Annotated in this window: 20 protein-coding genes; 6 read left to right on the plus strand and 14 right to left on the minus strand. The window is 55.8% G+C overall.

Going from position 1 to position 23,827, the window contains the following annotated elements; all coding sequences use genetic code 11:
- Window positions 1–34 precede the first annotated feature (34 nt).
- From K6958_RS07645 to K6958_RS07655, 3 genes are all read right to left on the minus strand, one after another.
- On the minus strand, window positions 35–880 hold the full coding sequence (locus K6958_RS07645; RefSeq protein ID WP_249894080.1) for a carbohydrate ABC transporter permease: 846 nt from the start codon (window positions 878–880) through the stop codon (window positions 35–37).
- The gene (locus K6958_RS07650) at window positions 877–1,872 is read right to left on the minus strand and encodes a carbohydrate ABC transporter permease (protein WP_249894081.1); all 996 of its coding nucleotides are present in this window, start codon (window positions 1,870–1,872) and stop codon (window positions 877–879) included. The genes K6958_RS07645 and K6958_RS07650 overlap by 4 nt, the downstream gene beginning before the upstream one ends.
- A 90-nt stretch (window positions 1,873–1,962) precedes the next feature.
- Window positions 1,963–3,231: an ABC transporter substrate-binding protein gene (locus tag K6958_RS07655; protein WP_249894082.1), complete on the minus strand. Its 1,269-nt coding sequence runs from the start codon at window positions 3,229–3,231 to the stop codon at window positions 1,963–1,965.
- Window positions 3,232–3,415: 184 nt separating this feature from the next.
- Between K6958_RS07655 and K6958_RS07660 the strand changes: the two genes are divergently transcribed.
- Window positions 3,416–4,348 carry a LysR family transcriptional regulator gene (locus K6958_RS07660; RefSeq protein ID WP_350355808.1) on the plus strand — a complete coding sequence of 311 codons (933 nt, stop codon included), beginning with the start codon at window positions 3,416–3,418 and terminating at the stop codon, window positions 4,346–4,348.
- A 33-nt stretch (window positions 4,349–4,381) separates the two neighbouring features.
- Here the strand turns inward: K6958_RS07660 and K6958_RS07665 are convergent, their stop codons facing one another.
- From K6958_RS07665 to K6958_RS07680, 4 genes are all read right to left on the minus strand, one after another.
- Entirely contained in the window at window positions 4,382–4,666 is a 285-nt protein-coding gene (locus K6958_RS07665; RefSeq protein WP_249894084.1) for a PTS sugar transporter subunit IIB, read from the minus strand.
- Between the two features lie 124 nt (window positions 4,667–4,790).
- Entirely contained in the window at window positions 4,791–5,783 is a 993-nt protein-coding gene (gene hcr / locus K6958_RS07670; RefSeq protein ID WP_434085212.1) for an NADH oxidoreductase, read from the minus strand.
- Window positions 5,783–7,432: a hydroxylamine reductase gene (gene hcp / locus K6958_RS07675; RefSeq protein ID WP_249894086.1), complete on the minus strand. Its 1,650-nt coding sequence runs from the start codon at window positions 7,430–7,432 to the stop codon at window positions 5,783–5,785. The genes hcr and hcp overlap by 1 nt, the downstream gene beginning before the upstream one ends.
- A 137-nt stretch (window positions 7,433–7,569) precedes the next feature.
- On the minus strand, window positions 7,570–8,469 hold the full coding sequence (locus K6958_RS07680; protein WP_249894087.1) for a LysO family transporter: 900 nt from the start codon (window positions 8,467–8,469) through the stop codon (window positions 7,570–7,572).
- A 240-nt stretch (window positions 8,470–8,709) separates the two neighbouring features.
- Between K6958_RS07680 and ytfE the strand changes: the two genes are divergently transcribed.
- Complete coding sequence (ytfE, locus tag K6958_RS07685; RefSeq protein WP_249894088.1) at window positions 8,710–9,375, plus strand: iron-sulfur cluster repair protein YtfE; 666 nt, start codon at window positions 8,710–8,712, stop codon at window positions 9,373–9,375.
- Window positions 9,376–9,637: 262 nt separating this feature from the next.
- Here ytfE and cspD read toward each other — a convergent pair whose 3' ends face one another.
- Window positions 9,638–9,865: a cold shock-like protein CspD gene (gene cspD, locus K6958_RS07690; RefSeq protein ID WP_249894089.1), complete on the minus strand. Its 228-nt coding sequence runs from the start codon at window positions 9,863–9,865 to the stop codon at window positions 9,638–9,640.
- A gap of 322 nt (window positions 9,866–10,187) precedes the next feature.
- Here cspD and clpS point away from each other — a divergent pair, with 322 nt between their 5' ends.
- On the plus strand, window positions 10,188–10,508 hold the full coding sequence (clpS, locus tag K6958_RS07695) for an ATP-dependent Clp protease adapter ClpS (RefSeq protein WP_249894090.1): 321 nt from the start codon (window positions 10,188–10,190) through the stop codon (window positions 10,506–10,508).
- A gap of 56 nt (window positions 10,509–10,564) precedes the next feature.
- On the plus strand, window positions 10,565–12,841 hold the full coding sequence (clpA, locus tag K6958_RS07700) for an ATP-dependent Clp protease ATP-binding subunit ClpA (RefSeq protein WP_249894091.1): 2,277 nt from the start codon (window positions 10,565–10,567) through the stop codon (window positions 12,839–12,841).
- 162 nt (window positions 12,842–13,003) lie between these two features.
- Here the strand turns inward: clpA and infA are convergent, their stop codons facing one another.
- The 6 genes from infA to K6958_RS07730 all read right to left on the minus strand — a co-directional run bounded on the left by infA (window position 13,004) and on the right by K6958_RS07730 (window position 19,150).
- Window positions 13,004–13,222 (minus strand): translation initiation factor IF-1, encoded by a 219-nt coding sequence (infA, locus tag K6958_RS07705; protein ID WP_002211347.1) that lies wholly within the window; start codon window positions 13,220–13,222, stop codon window positions 13,004–13,006.
- A gap of 304 nt (window positions 13,223–13,526) precedes the next feature.
- Window positions 13,527–14,249, minus strand: a complete 723-nt coding sequence (gene aat / locus K6958_RS07710; RefSeq protein ID WP_249894092.1) for a leucyl/phenylalanyl-tRNA--protein transferase — start codon at window positions 14,247–14,249, stop codon at window positions 13,527–13,529.
- Window positions 14,250–14,282: 33 nt separating this feature from the next.
- Complete coding sequence (cydC, locus tag K6958_RS07715) at window positions 14,283–16,013, minus strand: heme ABC transporter ATP-binding protein/permease CydC (RefSeq protein WP_249894093.1); 1,731 nt, start codon at window positions 16,011–16,013, stop codon at window positions 14,283–14,285.
- Window positions 16,013–17,779: a heme ABC transporter permease/ATP-binding protein CydD gene (cydD, locus tag K6958_RS07720; RefSeq protein ID WP_249894094.1), complete on the minus strand. Its 1,767-nt coding sequence runs from the start codon at window positions 17,777–17,779 to the stop codon at window positions 16,013–16,015. Before cydD ends, cydC begins: the two co-directional genes overlap by 1 nt.
- Window positions 17,780–17,924: 145 nt before the next feature.
- Window positions 17,925–18,893 carry a thioredoxin-disulfide reductase gene (gene trxB, locus K6958_RS07725; RefSeq protein WP_249894095.1) on the minus strand — a complete coding sequence of 323 codons (969 nt, stop codon included), beginning with the start codon at window positions 18,891–18,893 and terminating at the stop codon, window positions 17,925–17,927.
- A gap of 14 nt (window positions 18,894–18,907) precedes the next feature.
- Window positions 18,908–19,150, minus strand: a complete 243-nt coding sequence (locus tag K6958_RS07730; protein ID WP_249894096.1) for a hypothetical protein — start codon at window positions 19,148–19,150, stop codon at window positions 18,908–18,910.
- 265 nt (window positions 19,151–19,415) lie between these two features.
- Between K6958_RS07730 and lrp the strand changes: the two genes are divergently transcribed.
- Together lrp and K6958_RS21365 are read left to right on the plus strand one after the other, a co-directional pair.
- Window positions 19,416–19,910 carry a leucine-responsive transcriptional regulator Lrp gene (gene lrp / locus K6958_RS07735; RefSeq protein WP_017347019.1) on the plus strand — a complete coding sequence of 165 codons (495 nt, stop codon included), beginning with the start codon at window positions 19,416–19,418 and terminating at the stop codon, window positions 19,908–19,910.
- A gap of 118 nt (window positions 19,911–20,028) precedes the next feature.
- Window positions 20,029–23,688, plus strand: a complete 3,660-nt coding sequence (locus tag K6958_RS21365) for a DNA translocase FtsK 4TM domain-containing protein (protein WP_249894097.1) — start codon at window positions 20,029–20,031, stop codon at window positions 23,686–23,688.
- Window positions 23,689–23,827 lie beyond the last annotated feature (139 nt).

Below are 23,827 nucleotides of genomic sequence, written 5' to 3' on the forward strand. Positions count from 1 at the left end.
CTGCGCCTGTCTGAAGAGAAGGGTTCGTTGCTGCCTATCCTTTTACCGCGCCGCTGGTAAGACCGCTGACGATGCGTCTCTGGAAGATCAATACCATGACGATGATCGGCAGCGTGACGATGACCGACGCCGCCATAATGCTGCCCCAGGGGAGCTCATACTGAGAGACGCCCTGAAACATCCCAATCGCCACCGGAACGGTGCGCTTTTCGCCGCTGATGATAAAGGTCAGCGCAAACATAAATTCGTTCCAGGCGCCGATAAAAGCCAGCAGACCGGTAGTGACCAGCGAAGGTCCCATAATGGGAGCAAATACGCGGCTGATAATTATCCAGGTACTGGCGCCGTCGACGATAGCGGCCTCTTCCAGCTCGACCGGAATCGACTTCATAAAGGTGGTCAGCACCCAGATAGTGAAGGGCAGGGAGAAGGTGGTGTAAGAGAGCACTAACGCGCCCAGCGAGTCATACAGACCGAGAAAACGCACCAGTTCAAACATCCCCGACAGCACGGCGACCTGCGGAAACATTGATACGCATAAAATGGTAAACAGCAGGTATTTACGCCCGCGAAAAGAGATGCGCGCCAGGGCAAAGGCGGCAGTAATCGACACCAGCAGACAGATGCCTACGGTGATGGTCGCCACCGCTACCGAGTTCAGCAGACTGCGGGCGATGCCGTTATCCACCAGCGCCGTAACATAGTTGCCCCAGTGAAAACCGCTGGGCAGATAATGGGTTTGAAACAGCTCCTGGCCTGCCCGCAACGAGGTCAGGATGGCGTAATAAAAAGGGAAAACGCAGATCGTGCAGGCAATAAGGGCGCTAAAGTAAATCAGCGATTTATGGGCCAGCTGGCGTTGTTGACGGCTCAGTTTCATTGTTTTTCCTCTTTATCGTTCAGGCGTGAGACATAGAGGAAGCAGGCGGCCACCCCGGCTACCAGCATAAAGACCAGCACGGAGGCGGCGGAGCCGCTCCCCATCTCCTGATAACTCATGATCTGATCGCGCGCATAGCTGGACATCGACTGCGTTGCTTCGCTGTTAGAGGTCAGGACATAGATCAGGTCGAAAACCCGCATCGCATCCATCATGCGAAAGATCAGTGCCACAATCATGGCGGGCATAATTAACGGCAGTGTGATGCGCCTGAAGCGTTGCCAGGCGTTGGCGCCGTCCACGCGCGCCGCTTCATACAGGTCGCCTGGGATCAGTTGCAGCGCGGCCAGCAGCATCAGCGCCATAAAGGGGGTAGTTTTCCAGACGTCGGTAATCACCACTGCCCACATCGAAAGCGAAGGCTCAGCCAGCCAGGCCGGATGGCCATCAATAATGCCGAAGGTGTTCAGCAAATCGTTCACCACGCCGTACTGATCGTGGAACATCCAGCCCCACATTTTGGCGGTAACGATGGTGGGAATCGCCCAGGGCACCAGAATGGCGGTGCGCACCACTGCCTGACCACGAAACTTCTGATTCATCAACAGCGCCAGCAGCAGCCCCAGCACCAGTTCGCAGGATACCGATACCGCGCTAAACCAGAAGGTGTTCATCACCGCATGCCACCAGAGCGGATCGGCAAGAACGCCATAGCTGCCGTCGGCGGCATAAGAAAAGTAATTATCCAGGCCGACGAAGCTGTAATCCTGCGGGGCGTCCAGCCTGGCGTCGGTAAAGCTGAAAAATAGCGTGCGCAACAGCGGCCAGCCGGCGGCCAGCGCCAGCAGCGCTAATGCGGGAGCGATCAGCCACCAGGCGATACGGCTACGTCGTTTTTGATGGTTGAGCTTTTTGCGGACTTTTTTGCAGTCTGTCGAGGCGCCGGGGACGGCGGCATCGGGCGGGGTGAGCGTTTGCGTGTACCGTTTCATGAGACAACTCCAGGCGGTTAACCAGGCCGTGACACCGTGGCGATACGGACCAGCCCCGGGACGGGGGCCGGTCGGGCAATAAAAGGAAACTTAACGCCACCGTTTGCCTTTGATGCGATCCAGCCGCTGCTGTAAGGCGGCCACGGCTTTGGCGCCATCGGTACGACCGCGCAGCACGTCAAATGTGGCGTTATAGATGGCATTGGAAACCCGGGCGTATTGCCCTTTGGTCTGGGTGGCCGGACGCGGAACGGCATCCGCAAATATTTGCCTGAACTCCGCCAGATAAGGCGCGCGTTCCAGCACCTCCTTATCGTCATACAGCGCTACGCGGGTTGGCGCATAGCCCAACAGTTTTTGCGCCGTTTTCTGCGACTCGCTATCGCTGACCATTTTTAACAGCGCAATTGCCGCTTCGGGGTTTTTGGTCGCGGCATTGATTGACCACTGCCAACCGCCCAGCGTGCTCACTGATTTACCGCCTTCTCCTTTCGGTAGCGACATCACCCCGACTTTGCCCTTAAGCGCGCTGTCATCGCCCTGGCTTAATACATAGGCGTAAGGCCAGTTGCGCATAAAGAGCGCGTCGCCATTCTGGAAGACGGCGCGGGACTCTTCTTCTTTGTAACCCAGCACCCCCGGCGGCGCTATTTTGCCGATCCAGGCGGCGGCCATATCCAGCGCCCTGGCCGCCTGAGGATTATTAATCGTTACCTTGCCGTTGCTATCAATAAAAGAGCCGCCGTTGTGCGAATCGATCCACTCCAGCGCGTTACAGGTTAGCCCTTCATAAGATTTACCCTGAAATATCAGCCCCCAGAAATTAGCGTGGCCGGCATCGCGCTCCGCTTTTTGAATACGGGTGGCGATGCGCGTTAACTCTTCCCAGGTGGTGGGCGGCTTCTCACCATATTTTTCCAGTAGATCTTTGCGATAGTAGAGCGCGCCGGCATCAAGGTAGGAAGGAACCGCTTTAACCCGGCCGTTTACGGTGTCGTTCTGCCAGGCGCCGGGGAAGAAATCATTTTTCATCGCGGAAACATGATCGGTGAGATCGAGCGTGTGCTTATCCAGCAGGCCGATCCATACCGTATCTGACTGGAACAGATCGACAGCGTTTTCATCATGCGCGGCAAACAGCTGTTGCAGCAGCGCCAGCTTTTCATCGGAGGCAGGAGGGAGATCGATAAACTGTAACGTGTGGCCTGGATTCGCCGCCTCGAACCGGCTTTTAACATATTTACAGTATTCCTTCCCGCCCGGCGTGGAAGGGCACTCCATGCGCAAGGTATCCGCATGCGCCATAGTGAACGCGCTGGTCAACGCCGCGGCGATCATACTCAGTGTCAGTTTCTTCATTTTTCCTCGTCCTGTTCTGTCCAGAAAAGTATGCAGGAAAGGCTTTCGGCTGCGCCGAATGCACCGTTCCGGTGCCTGTAATAAACCGCTCCGGTATGGCAAGACGTTATCGAATCGTGACAGCTGACAGAAATCGTATTTCCTCGCTGTGATATAGAAAAAATCTATATCAACCACCTTAAGCGTGATCATGGATAAAATTCTGCGTCAGTTCATCGAAGTCGCTACTTTTAAAAATGTGAGTCATGCGGCAAACAAGCTCTGCCTGAGCCAGCCGACATTGACCCACAATATGAAAAAACTGGAAGAAAACATGGGAGTAACCCTGTTTGATCGCACCTCGACCGGGGTGAAGCTGACGGAATATGGCGAACTGTTGCTGGAGCAGGGACGCATGATGCAGCGTATCTATGATAATACCCTGGTTAAAATTGCCTTTATTAAGGAGCGACAGGAGCAAAGCCTGAGGGTGGGCACCGGACACGCCTGGTGGCACCTGTTTGTGAAGGACACCTTTAACGACCATCGCGAACGCTATCCCACCGCGAATATTCATGTCGATTTAGGCAATCATTTGTGGCTGATGGAGCTGCTGCTGAGTGGCGATATCGATCTGTTTATCGGCCATGAAATTCAGGGGCTGAATCCCAAGGCGGGCATCAGCTTTCTGCCCTTATTCAGTACCGCTAACAGCCTGTTTGTGCGTGCTGCTCATCCTCTGTTAAACCTGCCTGTCGAGCCGGAAAAATTAGTGGATTATCCCTGTGTGATGATAACCCCGGATGCGGTGCGCCATCAGCATATCGTTGATGATATGCAGCCGAAGAAGCGCGAACGTAATCAGTATCATTTAACGGAAAGGGTGATCTATTCTACTAATTGCATGCTGGCCGCTATCGATATTGTTAACAGCTCCGATGCCGTTATGCCTTATCCCGCCTGTGTAGCAGGCTATTTTAGCCGTTATGGTATTGTGCCTTTGCCGTTATCTCAGGAAAGCAGCAGGGCGATGGTGGGGATTTATTTGCGGCGGGAAAATGCGGATGCGCCGCATATCAAACAGGCGATGACGCTGATTTATCAGCATCTGCAGCAGCATGCTGATTTGTTGCAATAAACAGGGCCGGAATCGACCCTGTTTCATTGAGTTTTATCGGTCGGCGGCCAGCCTTTCCAGCCCGCCGGCGGCGATGATTTCCTGATAAAAGGTTTTCGCCTTGCCGGGGCCGATAACCAGCTGGTATTCCGTTTTGTGTGGCTTATCGACGCTGACCACGGCGTTGACGCCTTCCACTTCAGCCACGCTTTTTTTATCCAGCAGGTTATCATCGCGCAGCTGGACGCGCACCCGACTGGCGCAGTAGACCAGCTGTGTCAGATTATCGGCGCCGCCCAGCGCCTGCAGCAGCCGCTCCGCCCGTTGGTTCATTTCCATTTCTACCTCTTTAAACATGAGATTAATAAAAAAGTATACTGAGGCGCCGATAAGGAAATGAAATCGATTTTCGTCGCGTTGATATAGTTAAAATCTATACCCAACGGCGGCGTTTTCCGTGCCGTCAGGCCAGCTCGATATCGCCTGCGGGCTGACAGCTACAGGCCAGCACGTAGCCCGCCGCGATCTCTTCCTCCGTCAGGCCAACGGTACTGCTGGTTTGATAGTCGCCGCTGACCACACGCGTTTTACAGCAGCCGCAGACGCCGGCACGGCACACCGCTTCTACCGGCAGCTTATGCTGCTCCATCGCCGCCAGCAGCGACCAGCTGGCCGGGAAGGCAGCGCTTTTCAGCTGCTGTGACGCGCTGCTCAGATGATAGCGCACGCCGTTATCCTCCACCTCAACAGGCGCGGCGGCGGTAAACTGCTCGCGTAATACCTGAACCGCGCCCAATGCGCGCACGTCGCTTTCCGCCCGATCCATATAGGGCTGCGGACCGCACATCATCACCGTGCGCTGGGCGATATCCGGTACCTGTCGCGCCAGAATCTCTACGCTCAGGCGGCCCGCCAGCATCGGCGCTTCCGGCCGCTGTTCAGCGATAATCGTTAGTTTCAGCCACGGGCGCAGCGCTTGCAGTTCGGCGGCAAAAATTACATCACGCGGCGAGCGGACGCTGTAGATCAGATGCACATCGGTTTCCGGGCGGTGGCTGTGCAGCCAGCGTGCCATCGACATCACCGGCGTAATGCCGCAGCCGGCCGCCAGCAACAAATAGTGTGAAGCGGGGTGCTGTTCGCAGCTGAAGCTGCCCTGCGGATCGGATAGCCAGACATAGTCGCCGGGCTTCACCTGGCGGGTTAACCAGCCGGAGCCTTTGCCCTGTTCGATATAGCGAATCGTCAGGGTGATAAAGCGGCTTTGGCCCGGCGTGGAAGAGAGGGTATAAGCGCGCACCTCATCGCTGTTGCCAATGCGCACCAGGGCGAACTGACCGGCCTGCCAGCGGTAGAAATCATGATCGATCAGCGCCAGCGTCCAGACATCGGGCGTTTCCTGGGTAATATGGTGCACCTGCATACGCCAGGGGCAAAGGGTGGTGGTGTTCATGATTACTCCTGTGGCGGCAGAATAGCGGCAAGATCGTTTTCAACAGTGGTAACCGGAATCATGCCAAATTCTTTTTGCAGAATGGCAAGCAGGTTATCGGTCAGGAAGGCCGGAGCGGTGGGACCGGTGCGGATATTTTTCACCCCGAGCGACAGCAGTGTCAGCAGCACCACGATCGCTTTTTGTTCGAACCAGGAGAGGATCAACGACAGCGGCAGATCGTTAACGCCGCAGTTCAGTTTTTCCGCCAGCTTAACCGCCAGCACAATCGCAGCGTAGCTGTCATTGCATTGACCCACGTCCAGCAGGCGCGGCAGGCCTTCCAGCGTCCCAAAATCGAGTTTATTAAAGCGATACTTACCGCAGGCCAGCGTCAGGATCAGGCAGTCGTCCGGCACCGCCATCGCCAGATCGGTATAGTAGCTGCGTTTGTCACGGCTACCGTCACAGCCGCCGACCAGGAAGACATGACGCAATTTTTTCTGCGTGGCGAGTTCAATGATTGAGTCACAGGCATCCAGCAGTACGCGACGGCCAAAGCCGACGGTAATTTCATGCGGTATTTCGCTCCACGGGAAACCGGCCATGGTTTGCGCCTGAGCAATCACCGGCGAGAAATCATCGCCGTCGAGATGGTTAACGCCTGGCCAGCCGACAATGCTGCGCGTCCAAATGCGCTGCTGATAATCACCGGGGTTAGGATCGATAATGCAGTTAGACGTCATCACAATCGGGCCGGGGAAACGGGCGAATTCGCTTTGCTGGTTTTGCCAGCCGCTGCCGTAGTTGCCCACCAGATGAGGATATTTGTTCAGCTCCGGATAACCATGCGCAGGCAGCATTTCGCCATGAGTATAGACGTTAATGCCGCTACCGGCGGTTTGCTCCAGCAGCAGCTGCAGATCTTTGAGATCGTGACCGGAAATCAGGATCGCTTTGCCCGCGACGGGACGCACGTTAACCTTAACCGGCTGCGGATCGCCGTAGGTGGTGGTTTGCGCCTCATCCAGCATCGCCATAATCGAGAAATTCATTTTGCCGATATGCATCGCTTCCGCCAGCAGCGTCTCGATATCGTTCGGACGCGTGCCGAGCCACGCCATGATCTGATGATACTGGTGATAGATCTCGTTATCGTAATGGCCATGCACGTGCGCATGTTCCATATAGGCGGCGGCGCCTTTCAAACCATACAGACAGAGCAGACGCAGTCCGACCACATCTTCATGATCGTCGCCAGCATTCAGCGCAAAGGCGTGCGCCTGCTGCTGCAGAACGTCGGCTTCGCTGCCGTTCAGGGCCAGATCGATCAGTGGATGCTGCGGCGCGCCCAGGCCCAGCACTGCGCAGCGGATTTTTAAATTATCGCGATAGCGCTGCGCCTGCATGGCGTATTCGATAATACGCTCAGAGTCGAAGTTAACGTTAGTCAGGGTGGAGAAAAAGGCGCGCGGCGCAAAGCTGTCGATTTCATGATCGATAATACTGCCGCCGCGGGCATGTAAAGCCCATGCGGAGAGGCTTTGCAACACTGCAATCAGCAGATCCTGCAAATCGGACGTTTGCGCGGTTTTACCGCACATTCCCTGCGCCCAGGCGCAGCCGTTGCCTGCGGGTGTACGGATGGTTTGCTCACATTGCACACAAAACATACTGTTATCTCTTTATAAGGTGTATTTCAAATGCAACTTTAAAGAGAGGCGCCGCTGGCAGGCAAGCGCCGCCTGAAATAATCGAGGCTCGATTGATCTAAAGCAAAAAAGAAACCAGCGGGCGCGCCGCCAGCCTGTTAAGAAGAAAAGAGGGCAATCAGCACTGGTGCCGCCAGGCTCAAAGCAAAACCATGTACGATGGCGGCGGGGACGATTTCCACCCCGCCGGCACGCTGTAGCACGGGAAGCGTAAAATCCATAGAGGTGGCGCCGCACAGGCCCAGCGCGCCTGAACGCTGCTGGCGGATCATCAGCGGGATTAGCATGATGGCCACCAGCTCGCGCAGCAAATCGTTAAAGAATGCCGCGCTGCCGATAACCGGGCCGAAGCTTTCCGTCATTAAGATGCCGGAAAGCGAATACCAACCATAGCCGCTGGCCAGTGCCAGTCCGGTGGTTAAGGGCAGCCCCAGCACCAGGGCCGCCAGTATGCCGCCGACAAATGCGCTTACGCAGACTACTACCGCAACGATCATCCCACGTCGGTTCAGCACAATCTGACGCAGCGTCATACCGCTGCCGCGCAGCTGCAGGCCCACCAGGAACAACAGCAGGAACAGCGCATATTCGCTCGCCTGGGTAGCGTGATGTAAAAAAGTCCAGCCGGTCAGGCCCAGCAAGAAGCCCAGCACCACGACGCCCAGCAGCTTCAGCGATTCCAGCGCCATATGCAGACGAGAAGGCAGCGCCTCCTGCTGGTGATGATGGCGCCACGGGCGCCGCTTTTCCAGCAGGCGCAGCGCCAGCAGGTTACAGGCCAGAATAGCAATTACGCTGACGCTGGCGATATGTAGAATAGCCAGCAGGTTAGCCGCCAGATTATCCAGAAACGCCAGGCTGATGCCCATAAAGAAGAGGATGACATAGACCATCCAGCTCAGCAGGCGGTTGACCAGCCGTCGCAGAGCGGGGGATTTAAGCGGCAGCAAATAACCGATAACCAACGGCAAAAGAATGATCAGCAGTCCTGAATACATATCCCTGTAAAATCCATAAGTTAATTTAAAGAACCTCACGCTAACCAAAAAAGAGAAAAGCGTAAAGCCTGAGGTGCAACTTATTGTTAGCGCTTAGCGAACACCTCTTTTATCAGCAAAGAGTTTACGCCGCTATTTTTCCATAAGAGCGGTTTTTATCTGCGCTGCGCAAAATTGTATGGCTTGCGCTTAAAGGTGCATTTAAAATGCATCTTATAATTTCAGCAAAAGGTAAAAGCAATGTCTTTACGTAATCTCTCTTTAGGTGAGCTGGCTATCGCTATCCCCGGCGCAACCGAGCTGTTCCATCAATACAATCTCGATTTCTGCTGCGGAGGTAAACAGACGCTGGAAAAAATGGCGGCCAAACGCAATCTGGATATTGACCAGCTTGAAGCGGCGTTGCAGCGGTTAACACAGCAGGAAAGCGGGGAGCAGGACTGGCGTAACGCGCCGCTTCCTGCGCTGATTAGCCATATTATTGAACGCTATCATAACGTGCATCGTCAGCAGCTGCCCGACCTGATTATGATGGCCGAAAAGGTTGAGCGCGTGCATGGCGCAAAACCGGCCTGTCCGCGCGGGCTGGCCAATGTTCTGCAGGCGGTCTGGCAACATCTCAGCGATCATATGATGAAAGAAGAACGCGTGCTGTTTCCGATGATTGAGCAGGGAATGGGGGCACATGCCGGTAATCCAATCGCGGTAATGGAATTTGAACATAATGAAGCGGGCGAGCAGCTGGAAGTGATTAAGTCTTTGACTAATGATCTTACCCCGCCGGAAGGCGCCTGTACTACCTGGCGCGCCCTGTATAGCGGCACTGAACAGTTTATTAAAGACCTAATGCAGCACATCCATTTGGAAAATAACCTGCTGTTTCCGCGCGCGCTGCGCGGCGAGTAACAAACTAAAAAATCAGGCGCGACAGCGGGTTAATGCGGCGCGGCACAAATGGTTTAGCCAAAAATCGTACAGCCTTTATTCTTAGCCTGGCGCGACGATGAGAGCGCTAATCATCACGTCGCAATCATTAAGAATAACGCGCAAGGTTGAAAAACCGCAGGTCAGCCCCACCTGTTAAAGGTAACCAACATGTTTAATAAAAATGCCAGCATCCGTCGCTGGCATTTTTTAGTCGGGTTGTACAGAATGTGTTAACACGGGTTCAGGCGTGTATGCCTTCGGCCGCTTCCACCGGAACAATGAGGCTGGCATGATTGCCTTTCGGGCCTTGATGAACATCAAACTGCACCTGTTGTCCGGCCTTGAGCGTCCTGTATCCCTCCATTTGGATTGAGGAATAGTGGGCAAAGATATCATCGCCGCCGCCGATCGGGCAGATAAAACCGAATCCTTTGGCGTTGTTGAACCATTTAACTGTACCCTTCTCCATACTTCTGGTTCCCTCGCAAGACGTTTTTATACTGGGTAGGTGAGGTAGTGGAAGCCGTATAGAGTTGTTTAAAACTCCATCAGCTTGTGCTTGTAGAATGTAGAGAAACAAGGGTAAGCGTCAAGCCATCGGCCGGTTCAGGCATTGATAAAATCGCTAAACTTTGAGGTAGTTAACGCTATTGCCAAATTTGTGATAGCGGTCGCGCCTGTAGCCCAACGGATATTTTTCACCCGCGCGAAGCCGGATGGCGCGCGTGTTACACTGTTAATATGGCATGCGGCTTTCGTGCCAGTGCGCAACACAGAATCGACGGAACATTATGGGAAACACTAACGACTGGCTTAACTTTGAACATCTTGCAGAAGAGAAACTGCGCGAAGGTCTCAAGCCGCCTTCGATGTATAAAGTTATACTCAACAATGACGATTACACTCCTATGGAATTTGTTATTGACGTTCTGCAAAAGTTCTTTTCTTATGATATTGAGCGTGCAACGCAACTGATGCTCAAAGTGCATTATCAGGGCAAAGCGATTTGCGGCGTCTTTACTGCCGAAGTGGCGGAAACCAAAGTGGCGCTGGTGAATCGCTACGCGAAAGAACATGAGCATCCGTTGCTGTGTACGCTGGAAAAAGCCTGATCGGCATTGTGCTATTCCGGCATGAACCGTAGGGCGATAATTGGGGGAGGTGCCTAATGCTCAATCAAGAACTGGAACTCAGTTTAAACATGGCTTTCGCCAGAGCGCGTGAGCACCGTCATGAATTTATGACCGTCGAGCATCTGTTGCTGGCTTTGCTCAGCAACCCGTCGGCCAGAGAGGCACTGGAAGCCTGTACGGTGGATATAGTGGCTCTGCGGCAAGAGCTCGAAGCCTTCATCGAACAAACCACGCCGGTGCTGCCGGTAACGGAAGAAGAACGCGATACGCAACCGACGCTCAGCTTCCAGCGTGTGTTGCAGCGTGCGGTTTTCCACGTTCAGTCGTCCGGACGCAGCGAAGTGTCTGGCGCAAACGTGCTGGTGGCTATTTTTAGCGAGCAGGAGTCGCAGGCGGCTTATCTGCTGCGCAAGCATGAAGTTAGCCGACTTGATGTGGTGAACTTCATTTCTCACGGTACGCGTAAAGATGAACCGGGCCAGTCGCAGGGGCCGGAAAATCAAATTAATGAAGAGCAAGCAGGCGGGGAGGAACGTATGGAAAACTTCACCACCAATCTTAACCAGCTTGCTCGCGTTGGCGGGATCGATCCGCTGATCGGCCGCGACAAAGAGCTGGAGCGTACCGTTCAGGTGCTATGCCGTCGCCGTAAAAATAACCCGCTGCTGGTGGGGGAATCAGGCGTCGGTAAAACCGCTATCGCTGAAGGTCTCGCCTGGCGCATTGTGCAGGGCGACGTGCCGGAAATCATTAAAGACTGCACCATCTATTCACTGGATATTGGTTCGCTGCTGGCCGGCACCAAGTACCGTGGCGACTTTGAAAAGCGTTTCAAGGCGCTGTTAAAACAGCTGGAGCAGGATGAGAACAGTATTCTGTTTATTGATGAGATCCATACCATTATCGGCGCGGGCGCGGCTTCCGGCGGCCAGGTCGATGCGGCTAATCTGATCAAACCGTTGCTGTCGAGTGGGCGCATCCGCGTGATGGGGTCCACCACCTATCAGGAATTCAGCAATATCTTTGAAAAGGATCGTGCGCTGGCGCGCCGTTTCCAGAAAATCGATATTACTGAGCCGAGCGTCGATGAAACGGTACAGATCCTTAACGGACTGAAGCCGAAGTATGAAGCGCATCACGATGTACGCTACACCGCGAAGGCCGTACGCGCCGCGGTTGAGCTGGCGGTGAAATATATCAACGATCGTCATCTGCCTGATAAGGCGATTGACGTCATTGATGAAGCGGGCGCCCGTAGCCGGTTAATGCCGGTCAGCAAGCGCAAGAAAACCGTTAACGTGGCGGATATCGAGTCGGTAGTGGCGCGTATCGCCCGTATTCCGGAAAAAAGCGTTTCCGCTACCGATCGCGATACGCTGAAAAACCTCGGCGAACGCCTGAAAATGCTGGTATTCGGTCAGGATAATGCAATTGAAGCCTTAACCGAAGCAATCAAAATGAGCCGCGCCGGTCTGGGACATGAGCGTAAGCCGGTGGGATCTTTCCTGTTTGCCGGCCCGACCGGGGTAGGTAAAACCGAGGTGACGGTACAGCTGGCGAAGGCGCTGGGCATTGAGCTGCTGCGTTTTGATATGTCCGAGTATATGGAACGTCACACCGTAAGCCGGCTAATTGGTGCGCCTCCGGGCTACGTTGGTTTTGACCAGGGCGGTTTGCTGACCGATGCGGTGATCAAGCATCCGCATGCGGTTGTGCTGCTGGATGAGATCGAGAAAGCGCACCCGGATGTCTTTAACCTGCTGCTGCAGGTGATGGATAACGGCATGCTGACCGATAACAACGGCCGCAAGGCGGACTTCCGCAACGTGGTGCTGGTGATGACCACCAACGCCGGCGTGCGTGAAACCGAGCGTAAATCTATTGGTCTGATCCATCAGGATAACAGCACCGATGCGATGGAAGAGATCAAAAAGATCTTTACGCCGGAGTTCCGTAACCGCCTTGATAATATTATCTGGTTCGGTCATCTTTCCGCTGAGGTTATTCATCAGGTGGTGGATAAATTCATCGTGGAATTGCAGGCCCAGCTGGATGCGAAAGGCGTGTCACTGGAAGTCAGCGACGAAGCGCGTGAATGGCTGGCGGAAAAAGGGTATGACAAAGCGATGGGCGCACGTCCGATGGCGCGTACCGTGCAGGAAAACCTGAAAAAACCGTTAGCCAACGAACTGCTATTTGGTTCGCTGGTGGATGGCGGATCGGTGTCGGTCACGCTGGATAAAGAGAAAAACCAGCTTGCCTATCATTTCGTCAGCGCCGAGAAGCGCAAAACGGAAGGTACGGTACACTAAGCAGCCCGTCAGAAAAGCACAAGGCCGGAGAAATCCGGCCTTTTTTTATCTGGGCATCGTTAACAGCCAGGTACGCCTTATGGCAGTACAAAAGCAAAAGGCCAGATAATCTGGCCTTTATTATTAGTCAGGCGTTAATCTTCTCATTAACGCACAACCTTATTAACGACTACGGAAGACAATGCGGCCTTTGCTCAGGTCGTACGGGGTCAGCTCAACAGTGACTTTGTCGCCCGTCAGGATGCGGATGTAGTTTTTGCGCATTTTACCGGAGATATGAGCGGTAACCACGTGTCCGTTTTCTAATTCCACGCGGAACATGGTGTTAGGTAACGTATCAAGTACGGTACCCTGCATTTCAATATTGTCTTCTTTGGCCATCGAATCCTCTGGGTGGACTTCCAAGTTTTGAATCGGCAAGATAATGCCGAATTCCACGAATTATGTAAAGAATTGTTGGTTATTATACCAACGCCCGCATGCACCTGTAGCGCAGCATACAGGCATAACTTTCGTCGTCTGATGACAGTGACGTTAGCGAGGGGGAATAGCGGCTAAGAATCTGTTAACCGGCCACAGCCAGAAACAGTTCTGAAGATGCGTGGTGATTCCCAGCCTGGTAATTCCGATGCGCTTACGCAATAGACGGACGACATACCAAACTTTCCTATTATACCACTATTCCTCACCGTTGCGTGTAAAACATCGGCTCGGGGGAAAAAAGCGTATCGGTCACCCAGCAAGTTTCGCTCACCGAGGCGGTAGCCAGGCGGCTTAGCGCCAGTAAATAATCGACACGGGCAATTTCTTTGGCGCCGAGCGATGCGGTATGCGGGTTAAGCACCTGACAGTCAATCAGCTGCCCGCCATGTCGGGCAAAGTGTTGGCAGAACACCAGCAGCGCGGTTTTCGACGCGTTTTCGCTGCGGCTGAACATCGACTCGCCGCAAAAAATCTGCCCCAGCGCCAGACCATACATTCCCCCGACCAGCTCCTGATCGCGCCAGACTTCGATCGAATGCGCATGACCCAGATCGTACAGTCGCCACCAGGCGCGCTTAACCTCCGGGGTGATCCAGGTGCCTTCGTCACGATCGCTGGCGCAGCCTTCGATCACCTCAGCAAAAGCGCGATTCATGGTCACGCGATAGGGCGAGCGGCGGTGAAACCGCTTCATGCTGCGGCTGCAATGAAAGCCATCGGGCAGGAGGACCGCACGCGGATCGGGCGACCACCACAAAATAGGATCCCCCGGCGAAAACCAGGGGAAAATGCCGCGATAATAGGCATTTAGCAGACGTGCAGGGCTCAGGTCGCCGCCCATCGCCAGCAGACCATTAGGTTCACGCAGCGCCATTTCCGGCGGCGGAAAGTTAAGCGATTCGCGTGACAGCTGAATCAGTCGCATCTTTCGAAAGCCCCGCAGTCTCAGAAGCTATGACTATAGCGTAAACCGCTGCTGAAAATGCCAGTAGCGTCCGCCTTTTGTGATTAATTCCGCATGCGTTCCCTGCTCGATAATTTCTCCCTGATCCATCACGTAGATCCGATCGACCTTATCCAGCCCCTGCAGACGATGCGTCACCATGATCACCGTTTTGTCGGCGGTAACCCGCGCCAGCAGGGCGAGAATATGCTGTTCCGTCTCCGCATCCAGACCTTCGGTCGGTTCATCAAGCAGCATGATTGGTCCATTGTGCAGCAGCGCCCGGGCAATTGCCAGACGGCGTAATTCACCGCCGGAAAGCTGACGGCCGCCTTCACCCAGCCAGGCGTTAAGCCCTTCGCCCGCCAGCAATTTCTCCAGTCCCACCTGCGCCAACATCACGCTCAGGGCTTCATCGCTGCTGCCCGGCGCGGCCAGCAATAAATTATCGCGCAGCGTCTGGTTAAACAGATGCACCCGCTGACTGACTACGCTAATCGTCGCGCGCAAAGCAGGTTCACTCCACTGGCGCAGCGGCATGCCCTGCAGCCAGATCTCGCCATGCTGCGTATCCCATGCGCGCGTCAGCAGCTGTAGCAATGTGCTTTTGCCGCAGCCGGTCGGGCCGAGCAGCGCAACGGTTTCGCCGACGTTAACCGTGAGCGTCAGGCGCTGCAGGGCAGGGGAAACCGCGTCCGGATAAGAAAAGGTGACCGCTTTTAACGCCAGCGTCCCGGGAGCAGGAATATCAGCGCGTTGCCCGGCTGGAAACTGCACGGCAGGCGTTTGTTCGATAATCTCACTGACGCGTTCAGCGGAGGCGAAAACCTGTCCAAGATGCTGGAACGCGGTACCCACCGGCGCTAACGCTTCGAATGCCGCCAGGCTGCAAAAAACCAGCAGGGCGATGAGCGCGCCGGGCTGCGGCCAGTCGCCTACGCCGCCGGCGCTAAGCCAAAGCAGCAGGGTAACCGTCGCACCGCTAATCAGCAGCAGCAGAGCCTGCGACAGGCCCGTCAGGCTTGCCTGCCTGCGCTGCGCCTGCTGCCAGCGCTGCTCTACCGTATCCAGTTGTGAACGCCACTCTTCAACGCTGCCATACAGCGAAAGCTCAGCCTGCGCCTGTAGCCAGTGGGTCAGCTGCAGGCGGTAGCGCGCCCGCTCGACGGTAATAATTTCGCCGGATGGTCGCCCGGCGCGATAAAACAGCGGCGGAAGCAGCAGCAGCGTCAGCAGCATACTGGCGCCCAGCGTCAGCGCCAACGACACATCCAGCCAGCACAATCCCAGAGTGACCACTACGATCGCCACCAGCGCGCCGCAGAGCGGCGAAATAACCCGTAAATAGAGATGATCGAGCGTATCGACATCGGCAACAAAACGGTTCAGTAAATCGCCCTGACGCAGATGGCTAAGCCCGGCGGGCGCGAGCGGCAGCAGGCGGCTAAAGGTAAATACGCGCAGATGTTGCAGTACGCGAAACGTCCCGTCATGACTGACCAGGCGTTCAAAATAGCGGGCGACAGTGCGAATAATCGCCGCGCCGCGCACGCCCGCCGCAGGCAGCATATAGTTAAAGCTGTAAAGCCCGGCGCTGCCTGCCAACGAGGAGGCCGCCAGAAACCAGCCAGAGAGCGTTAGCAGTCCCGTGCTGGCCAGCAGCGTAACAATAGCCAGTATCACGCCGATAAGCAGACGCCAGCTATGACGGCGATAGAGACGCAGAAAAGGTCGTAGTTTGGCCATCAGGCGATATCTCCCTGACGATGGGTCAGCAGGGTGGCGAACGGCCCCGGCTGACAGGTAAGCTGTTGCCAGCTGCCGCGTTGAATAATCTGGCCTGCGCGCATCACCCAGATTTCATCCCACTGCCCCAGCTCATTCAACTGGTGCGTTACCAACAACGTGGTTTGTTGCTGCGATGCGGCCAGCAGCGCCCGCATCACATGCTGTTCACTGCGTGCATCCAGGCTGGCGCCTGGTTCATCCAGCAGGAGCAGCTGACAGGGTTTTAGCAACGCCCGCGCCACGGCAATGCGCTGTGCCTGGCCCACCGACAAGCCCATAGCCCAATCGCCCGTTTCGCTATCCAGCCCCTGCGGCAGTTGGGAAATAAACTCATCGACGCCGGCTAATGCGAGAACGTCCTGTAAACGCGCCGCAGAAACCTGCTGGCCATTAAGAATATTTTCGCGCACCGAGCGCGCCGGCAGATGCGGATTTTGCCCTACCCAGGCAACCTGCTGATGCCAGCCGCGACGTTGTAGATCGCGCAGCTCATGACCGTTGATTCGTAACGAGCCCTGATAGGGCAAAAAGCCCAGCAGCACATTGATGAGCGAACTTTTTCCTGCGCCGCTTTGGCCCACTAACGCTACCCGCTGGCCTGGCGATAAAGTAAAATCGAGCGGCCCCGCGAGCAGGACGCCGTTCGGCGCCATAATTTTTAATTCGCTGGCCTCAATCTGCAACGGCAGATCGGGTGAGGGCGCCGGTTTATCTTCTGCCGCCGCCGGTTGCGGCGAGGAGAGGAAAGTCTCCAGCGCATCGGCCGCGCCTATCGCCTGGGCTTTGGCATGATAAAAGGCGCCGAGATCGCGCAGCGGCTGAAAGAATTCCGGCGCCAGAATTAACGCCAGGAAGCCAGCGAAAAGCGTCACCTGGGTGCCATAATGACCAAAATTGAGCTCGCCCAGATAGGAGAAGCCGAAATAGACGGCAACAATGGCGATAGAGATTGACGCGAAAAATTCCAGCACCGCCGACGACAGAAAGGCTAGCCTGAGCACTTCCATGGTGCGCTGGCGAAAATCCTCCGAGGCGGCAGCGATCGACCGCGCTTCCGCCGCGCCGCGATGAAACAGCCGCAGCGTATCCAGGCCGCGCAGCCGATCGAGAAAGTCGCCGCTCAGCCGCGCCAGCGCCAGAAAATTACGCCGGTTGGCATCGGCGGCGCCCATGCCCACCAGCGCCATAAACAGCGGGATAAGCGGGGCCGTGGCCAACAGAATCAAGCCGGCGGCCCAGTTTACCGGAAATACTACCAACAGAATCAGGCCGGGGATCAGCACGGATAAGGTCATCTGCGGCAGATAGCGAGCATAATAGTCCTGCATCTCTTCGATCTGCTCCAGCAGCAGGCTTGCCCAGTTGCCGACGGGCTTTTCCTGAATCCAGGCGGGGCCAAGCTGCTGTAAACGGTCAAGCACCTGTTTGCGCAGGGTGCGCCGTATCTGTTCTCCCGCCCGATAGCCCGCCTGTTCGCGCAGCCAGCTGAGCAGGGCGCGCGCCATAAAACAGAGCAGCAGCAGGCCCATTGACGAGAGCCACCGATCGCGCGGCTGCTGCTCGCTGATCAGCTGGTGCATCAGGGTAGCCAACAGCCATGCCTGCGCAATAATCAACAGGGCGCTGATCACGCCCAGCAGCGTCGAAAGGGTGGTCCAGGGGCGGGCGTACAGGCGTTGCTGACGCAGCCAGCGTGTGAGTTGGTGTTGACGTTTCTTTTCCATCCGGGGCCGTTTCACAAGAAAAACAGGCTGGCCGATATCGCCAGGGGATCTGCCAGTAGAGGCGCAGGCAATGTAGCATGGCAGAAAGAAAAAAGGCGACAGTTGAACTGTCGCCTCAGAAAAATAAGATCAGTTAATTAACAAGTTACTTATCGTTTTTAACCAGGCCGTCTAAATAGCGTTCCGCATCCAACGCGGCCATACAGCCGGTACCGGCGGAAGTGATCGCCTGACGATAGGTATGATCCATTACGTCGCCGGCGGCAAACACGCCCGGGATGCTGGTTTGGGTGGCGTTACCCTGCAAACCTGACTGCACTTTGATGTAGCCATTTTCCAGTTCCAGCTGACCGGCGAAAATAGCGGTGTTCGGGCTGTGGCCGATAGCGATAAACAGACCCGCTACGTCCAGCTCTTCCGTCAGCTCGCTGTTCTGCGTGCCGCGCAGACGTACGCCGGTCACGCCCATCTGGTCGCCCAGCACCTCATCCAGCTCGCGTTCGGTATGCAGCACAATATTGCCGCTGCTGACTTTTTCCATCAGACGATTGATCAGGATTTTCTCGGCGCGGAAGGTATCGCGACGGTGAATCAAGTGAACTTCAGAAGCGATATTCGACAGGTAAAGCGCCTCTTCAACGGCCGTATTGCCGCCGCCGACCACGGCAACTTTCTGCTTACGATAAAAGAAACCGTCACAGGTTGCGCAGGCGGAAACGCCTTTACCTTTGAACGCCTCTTCAGAAGGCAGGCCCAGGTAGCGAGCGGAAGCGCCGGTCGCGATGATCAAGGCGTCGGCAGTATATTCGCCGCTATCGCCCACCAGACGGAACGGACGGTTTTGCAAATCGACCGTATGGATATGATCGAAAATGATCTCGGTATTAAATTTCACCGCATGTTCATGCATGCGTTCCATTAGCAGCGGACCAGTTAGATCGTTAGGATCGCCAGGCCAGTTCTCAACGTCGGTAGTGGTAGTTAGCTGGCCGCCTTTTTCCAGGCCGGTAATCATTACCGGATTCAGGTTAGCGCGTGCAGCGTAGACGGCTGCGGTATAGCCCGCCGGACCAGAGCCCAGAATAAGCAATTTACTGTGTTTGGCCGTGCCCATGAGATCCTCATTAGTTAACTGGCAACATGGAGCAAGATTGTAGGGAATTTAACGCCGCAAAAAAAGCGTTCTGCGCTTTTGTTAGCAATTGATGCAACAGGTTTTACCGATAGCGCGGGAGCAGGCGGAACAAGGGCGCTGAAAAACGCCCGTAGAAAATAAATTGCAGGCAAAACGCGCAAAATAACCGGTGAAAAATGGCGATGCCCGCTAAGGGCTGGCATGTTCTCCTGATTTTCAATGTTTTGCTTTGACAATCGCCTGCGCTTTTGCGAAAACATTGTGGGAAGCAGAGAATATTTGGGCTATGTAAACAGAGTTTCGTACCAGCTTTTGCGTACAACGCCGAATAAACTCAGTCTGTCATTCGTAATGACGCATGGTGTGGACAGACAGCATGCGTCATGCGGATGGGCGCTGCAATAGCAACAGGCTCTATGTCTTCACTGACGAAAGACCCTGCACAGTGATTTTGTTCAGGGTATGGCAGGTAAAGGGAAGGAATGAAGAGAGACAATAATAATGGTAGACAATAAAAAACGCCCCGGAAAAGACCTCGACAGAATCGACAGAAATATCCTGAATGAGCTGCAGAAGGATGGTCGTATTTCTAACGTGGAGCTTTCAAAACGCGTTGGCTTATCGCCCACGCCGTGCCTTGAACGCGTACGCCGCCTGGAACGTCAGGGCTTTATTCTTGGCTATACCGCGTTGCTCAATCCTCACTATCTTGATGCGTCGCTGCTGGTCTTCGTTGAGATTACTCTGAATCGCGGTGCGCCTGATGTGTTTGAACAATTTAACGCCGCTGTGCAAAAACTTGAGGAAACTCAAGAGTGTCACCTCGTTTCCGGTGATTTTGACTACCTGCTGAAAACGCGTGTGCCTGACATGTCCGCCTACCGTAAACTGCTGGGCGAAACCTTGCTGCGCCTGCCAGGCGTTAACGATACGCGCACTTATGTGGTGATGGAAGAAGTCAAACAGAGTAACCGGTTGGTTATTAAGACGCGATAACACAGGACAGGTGCAAAACCTGGTGGTATTCGATACACTCCTGTGAATTCATACAGGCACAGCGTCGGTTAGCCCGGCGCTGTTTCCTTCATAGTTTACAGGTACCTGGAGAGTTCTCTTGAGCCAGGAATATACAGAAGATAAAGAAGTGTCCCTTAAGCCGCTTAGTAGTGGTCGCCGTCTGCTCGAAGCGTTGCTGATCCTTGTCGCGCTATTCGCTGTCTATTTGATGGTGGCGCTGGTTAGTTTTAATCCTTCCGATCCCAGTTGGTCTCAGACCGCCTGGCATGAACCCATCCATAATCTGGGCGGCAATGTCGGCGCCTGGCTGGCCGATACGTTACTGTTTATTTTTGGCGTGATGGCGTACGCCATTCCGCCAGTGATCCTCGGCCTGTGCTGGATAACCTTCCGCCAGCGCGATCGCCAGGATTACATTGACTATTTCGCCGTCGGCCTGCGGCTGATCGGCGTGCTGGCGCTGGTGGTGACCACTTGTGGCCTCGCCGCGCTGAACGCTGATGATATCTGGTATTTCGCCTCTGGCGGCGTTATCGGCAGCCTGGTCAGTAACGCGATGGCGCCCTGGCTGAGCGGTGCTGGCGGGACGCTGGCTTTGCTGTGTCTGTGGGCGGCGGGATTAACCCTGTATACCGGTTGGTCCTGGCTGACCATCGCCGAGAAAATCGGCGCGGTGGTAATGGGCGTGCTGACCTTTGCCAGCAACCGCTCGCGCGCTGACGAAGCCTGGTACGAAGAGGATGACGAACATCCGGCGCCCACCATTAAACGGGCGGTTCAGCTGGATGATGAGGACGATGATATTCTGCTGGCGCCGCCGCGTAAGCTACAGACCGTTGAAGATGACGTAGAAAAGGCGGAAGTCGATCCTCTGTTGGCTAAAACGCCAGTTGTCGCCAGCGCCGCGGCCGCTCAGCCTACCGCTGCCTCGGCGCCTGTGCAACCTCAGGCGGCCGCTCAGTCGTTAGCCGCGCCTGCCGCCGCGCCGCAGGCAACTGGCGCGCCGAAGCCAACAGAGCAGCGGAACAATGCGCCGACAGGCGATAGCACAGCCGCGCTGGCCGCTTCTCCTGCCGCCGCCCAAACCGAGAGCGCCACACCGCCGCTTTACCGCTTTGAAATGCCGCCGCAATCCAGTGTTGCTTTCACACCGGCAGAAGAGGATGACGGCCCGCAAATGGGTAACTGGCAAGAGGCGACAACCTCCTCGTCAGCGCCGGGCGCTGCCGCAGCCGTCACTGCCGCCGCAACCGCTGCGCAAACCGGCGGCGCTCCCTTTATGCCGGCCAGCGTGCCTGAAGAGATTAATCCGCAGATTAAACAGGGCATCGGGCCTGAACTGCCGCGTCCGAAACCGGTTAAGTTGCCTACGCGCCGTGAACTCGCGTCCTGGGGCATTAAGCTGCCGTCTCAACGCCTGGCGGAAGAGAAAGCTAAGCAGGAAGCACAGCAGCAGGCTGCGCCTCAGCCTGATGATGAACAGTCCACTGTCGAAGACGAAAATCAGTTACGCGATGCTTTTATGGCGCAGCAGCAGGCGCGCTATGGCGCTGATTATGCCGTTGAAGAAGATGAACATGCCCAACAGCAGGAGCAGGCGGCACTGGCGCAACAGTTCGCGCAGCAGCAGCAGCAGCGCTACGCGCATGTTGAAGCGGCGGCACCGGACGCATCGCAAGCTACGCCCGCGGAACAGCGCTATCAGCCGGATGAAGCGGTGACGCCTGCGGCGCCTGACGTTCATCAGCAGGCTACTCAGGTTCAGCAGCGTTATGTTCAGCCCACGCAGCCCGATGTCACCTGGCAGCATCAGCCGCAGCCGAGCACGGCGCCAGTGGCTGAGGTTCATCCGCAGGAGGCCGTCACGCCGCCGCGTGATGTTCCAGCCTTTACCCTCGATCCTGCTGCCGCCTTTGATTTCTCGCCGATGGAAGATCTGATCGATGAGGGCCCCAGCGAGCCGCTGTTTACCATTGCCGCTACGCCTGAGCCGGACATGCCGGTAACGGAACCGCAGTGGCAGCAGCCGACGCCAGAGCCGCGCTATGCCGCTCAGCCGACGGATGTCCCAGCGCCGCAGATGCTGCAGCCTGTCGAGCCGGTTCAACGCGCCGCCGAGCCGCCTGCGACTCAATGGCAAAACAGCGCATCGTCCGCCTTTACGCCGGCGGCGGCCGAAGCCGCGCCACAGCCTGAAAGCAACGAATCACTGGCGGATAGCCTGATTCATCCGTTCCTGATGCGACATGAACAGCCAACCTATAAACCGACAACGCCGTTGCCGACGCTCGATCTGCTGACCTCGCCGCCTGCGGAAGAGGAGCCGGTTGATATGTTTGCGCTGGAGCAGACTGCCCGTCTGGTTGAGGCGCGTCTGGCGGATTATCGGGTTAAAGCGGAAGTCGTCGGCATTTCGCCTGGCCCGGTTATTACCCGTTTCGAGCTGGATTTAGCCCCGGGCGTAAAGGCCGCGCGTATCTCTAATTTGTCACGCGATCTGGCCCGTTCGCTTTCCGCGGTGGCAGTGCGCGTGGTTGAGGTGATCCCTGGTAAACCTTATGTCGGCCTTGAGCTGCCGAATAAGCATCGCCAGACCGTTTACCTGCGTGAGGTGCTCGACTGCGCCAGCTTCCGTGATAATCCGTCGCCGCTTTCGGTGGTGCTGGGGAAAGATATCGCGGGTCAGCCGGTGGTGGCCGATCTGGCCAAAATGCCTCACCTGCTGGTTGCGGGTACTACCGGTTCCGGTAAATCGGTCGGCGTGAACGCGATGATCATCAGCATGCTGTATAAAGCGACGCCGGAGCAGGTGCGCTTTATTATGATCGATCCGAAAATGTTGGAGCTCTCCGTTTATGAAGGGATTCCACATCTGCTGACGGAAGTGGTCACCGACATGAAAGATGCGGCGAACGCGCTGCGCTGGAGCGTTGGCGAGATGGAGCGCCGTTATAAATTAATGTCGGCGCTCGGCGTACGTAATCTGGCGGGCTACAACGAGAAAATCGAACAGGCGGAAGCGATGGGACGTCCTATCCCGGATCCATTCTGGAAGCCGGGCGACAGTATGGATACGCTGCCCCCGACTCTGGAGAAACTGCCGTATATCGTAGTTATGGTCGATGAGTTTGCCGATCTGATGATGGCGGTAGGCAAAAAAGTGGAAGAGCTGATCGCTCGTTTGGCCCAGAAGGCGCGTGCGGCAGGGATCCACCTGGTGCTGGCGACGCAGCGTCCGTCGGTTGATGTGATTACCGGCCTGATTAAGGCTAACATTCCGACACGTATCGCCTTTACCGTATCCAGCAAAATCGACTCCCGTACTATTCTTGATCAGGGTGGCGCTGAATCGCTGTTGGGCATGGGCGATATGCTCTATATGCCGCCCAACTCTTCGATTCCGGTGCGTGTGCACGGGGCCTTTGTGCGCGATCAGGAAGTGCATGCGGTCGTGCAGGACTGGAAAGCGCGTGGTCGACCGCAGTATATTGAAAGCATTACCGCGGGCGAAGAAGGTGACGGCGGCGGTCTGGGTCTGGATGGCGGCGACGAAGAGCTGGATCCGCTGTTCGATCAGGCAGTGGCGTTTGTTGTGGAAAAACGTCGCGCCTCTATCTCCGGCGTTCAGCGTCAGTTCCGTATCGGCTATAACCGCGCGGCGCGTATTATTGAGCAGATGGAAGTGCAGGCTATCGTCTCTCCGCCTGGGCATAATGGTAACCGTGAGGTTCTGGCACCGCCGCCGCACGAAATGTAATAAAATGGGGTTTGCGCTGTCAAAGGTTAGACGGGCCGGAATTTTACCGGCCCGTTGTTTATTTAAGCATCAGAAGCGGTGAGCCGCGTCGCTTTCAGTATTTTCTCCTGTCAGGAAGCGAATTGTCAGTCTAATTTGT

It is taken from the genome of Mixta hanseatica (genome assembly GCF_023517775.1).
GTDB classification, from domain to species: domain Bacteria; phylum Pseudomonadota; class Gammaproteobacteria; order Enterobacterales; family Enterobacteriaceae; genus Mixta; species Mixta hanseatica.

What these genes read in the sequence shown, in the direction of transcription:
- K6958_RS07645 (WP_249894080.1), bottom strand. Translation starts at nt 880, where the DNA reads ATGAAACTGAGCCGTCAACAACGCCAGCTGGCCCATAAATCGCTGATT.
- K6958_RS07650 (WP_249894081.1), bottom strand. Translation starts at nt 1,872, where the DNA reads ATGAAACGGTACACGCAAACGCTCACCCCGCCCGATGCCGCCGTCCCC.
- K6958_RS07655 (WP_249894082.1), bottom strand. Translation starts at nt 3,231, where the DNA reads ATGAAGAAACTGACACTGAGTATGATCGCCGCGGCGTTGACCAGCGCG.
- K6958_RS07665 (WP_249894084.1), bottom strand. Translation starts at nt 4,666, where the DNA reads ATGGAAATGAACCAACGGGCGGAGCGGCTGCTGCAGGCGCTGGGCGGC.
- hcp (WP_249894086.1), bottom strand. Translation starts at nt 7,432, where the DNA reads ATGTTTTGTGTGCAATGTGAGCAAACCATCCGTACACCCGCAGGCAAC.
- K6958_RS07680 (WP_249894087.1), bottom strand. Translation starts at nt 8,469, where the DNA reads ATGTATTCAGGACTGCTGATCATTCTTTTGCCGTTGGTTATCGGTTAT.
- ytfE (WP_249894088.1), top strand. Translation starts at nt 8,710, where the DNA reads ATGTCTTTACGTAATCTCTCTTTAGGTGAGCTGGCTATCGCTATCCCC.
- cspD (WP_249894089.1), bottom strand. Translation starts at nt 9,865, where the DNA reads ATGGAGAAGGGTACAGTTAAATGGTTCAACAACGCCAAAGGATTCGGT.
- clpS (WP_249894090.1), top strand. Translation starts at nt 10,188, where the DNA reads ATGGGAAACACTAACGACTGGCTTAACTTTGAACATCTTGCAGAAGAG.
- clpA (WP_249894091.1), top strand. Translation starts at nt 10,565, where the DNA reads ATGCTCAATCAAGAACTGGAACTCAGTTTAAACATGGCTTTCGCCAGA.
- infA (WP_002211347.1), bottom strand. Translation starts at nt 13,222, where the DNA reads ATGGCCAAAGAAGACAATATTGAAATGCAGGGTACCGTACTTGATACG.
- aat (WP_249894092.1), bottom strand. Translation starts at nt 14,249, where the DNA reads ATGCGACTGATTCAGCTGTCACGCGAATCGCTTAACTTTCCGCCGCCG.
- cydC (WP_249894093.1), bottom strand. Translation starts at nt 16,013, where the DNA reads ATGGCCAAACTACGACCTTTTCTGCGTCTCTATCGCCGTCATAGCTGG.
- cydD (WP_249894094.1), bottom strand. Translation starts at nt 17,779, where the DNA reads ATGGAAAAGAAACGTCAACACCAACTCACACGCTGGCTGCGTCAGCAA.
- trxB (WP_249894095.1), bottom strand. Translation starts at nt 18,893, where the DNA reads ATGGGCACGGCCAAACACAGTAAATTGCTTATTCTGGGCTCTGGTCCG.
- lrp (WP_017347019.1), top strand. Translation starts at nt 19,416, where the DNA reads ATGGTAGACAATAAAAAACGCCCCGGAAAAGACCTCGACAGAATCGAC.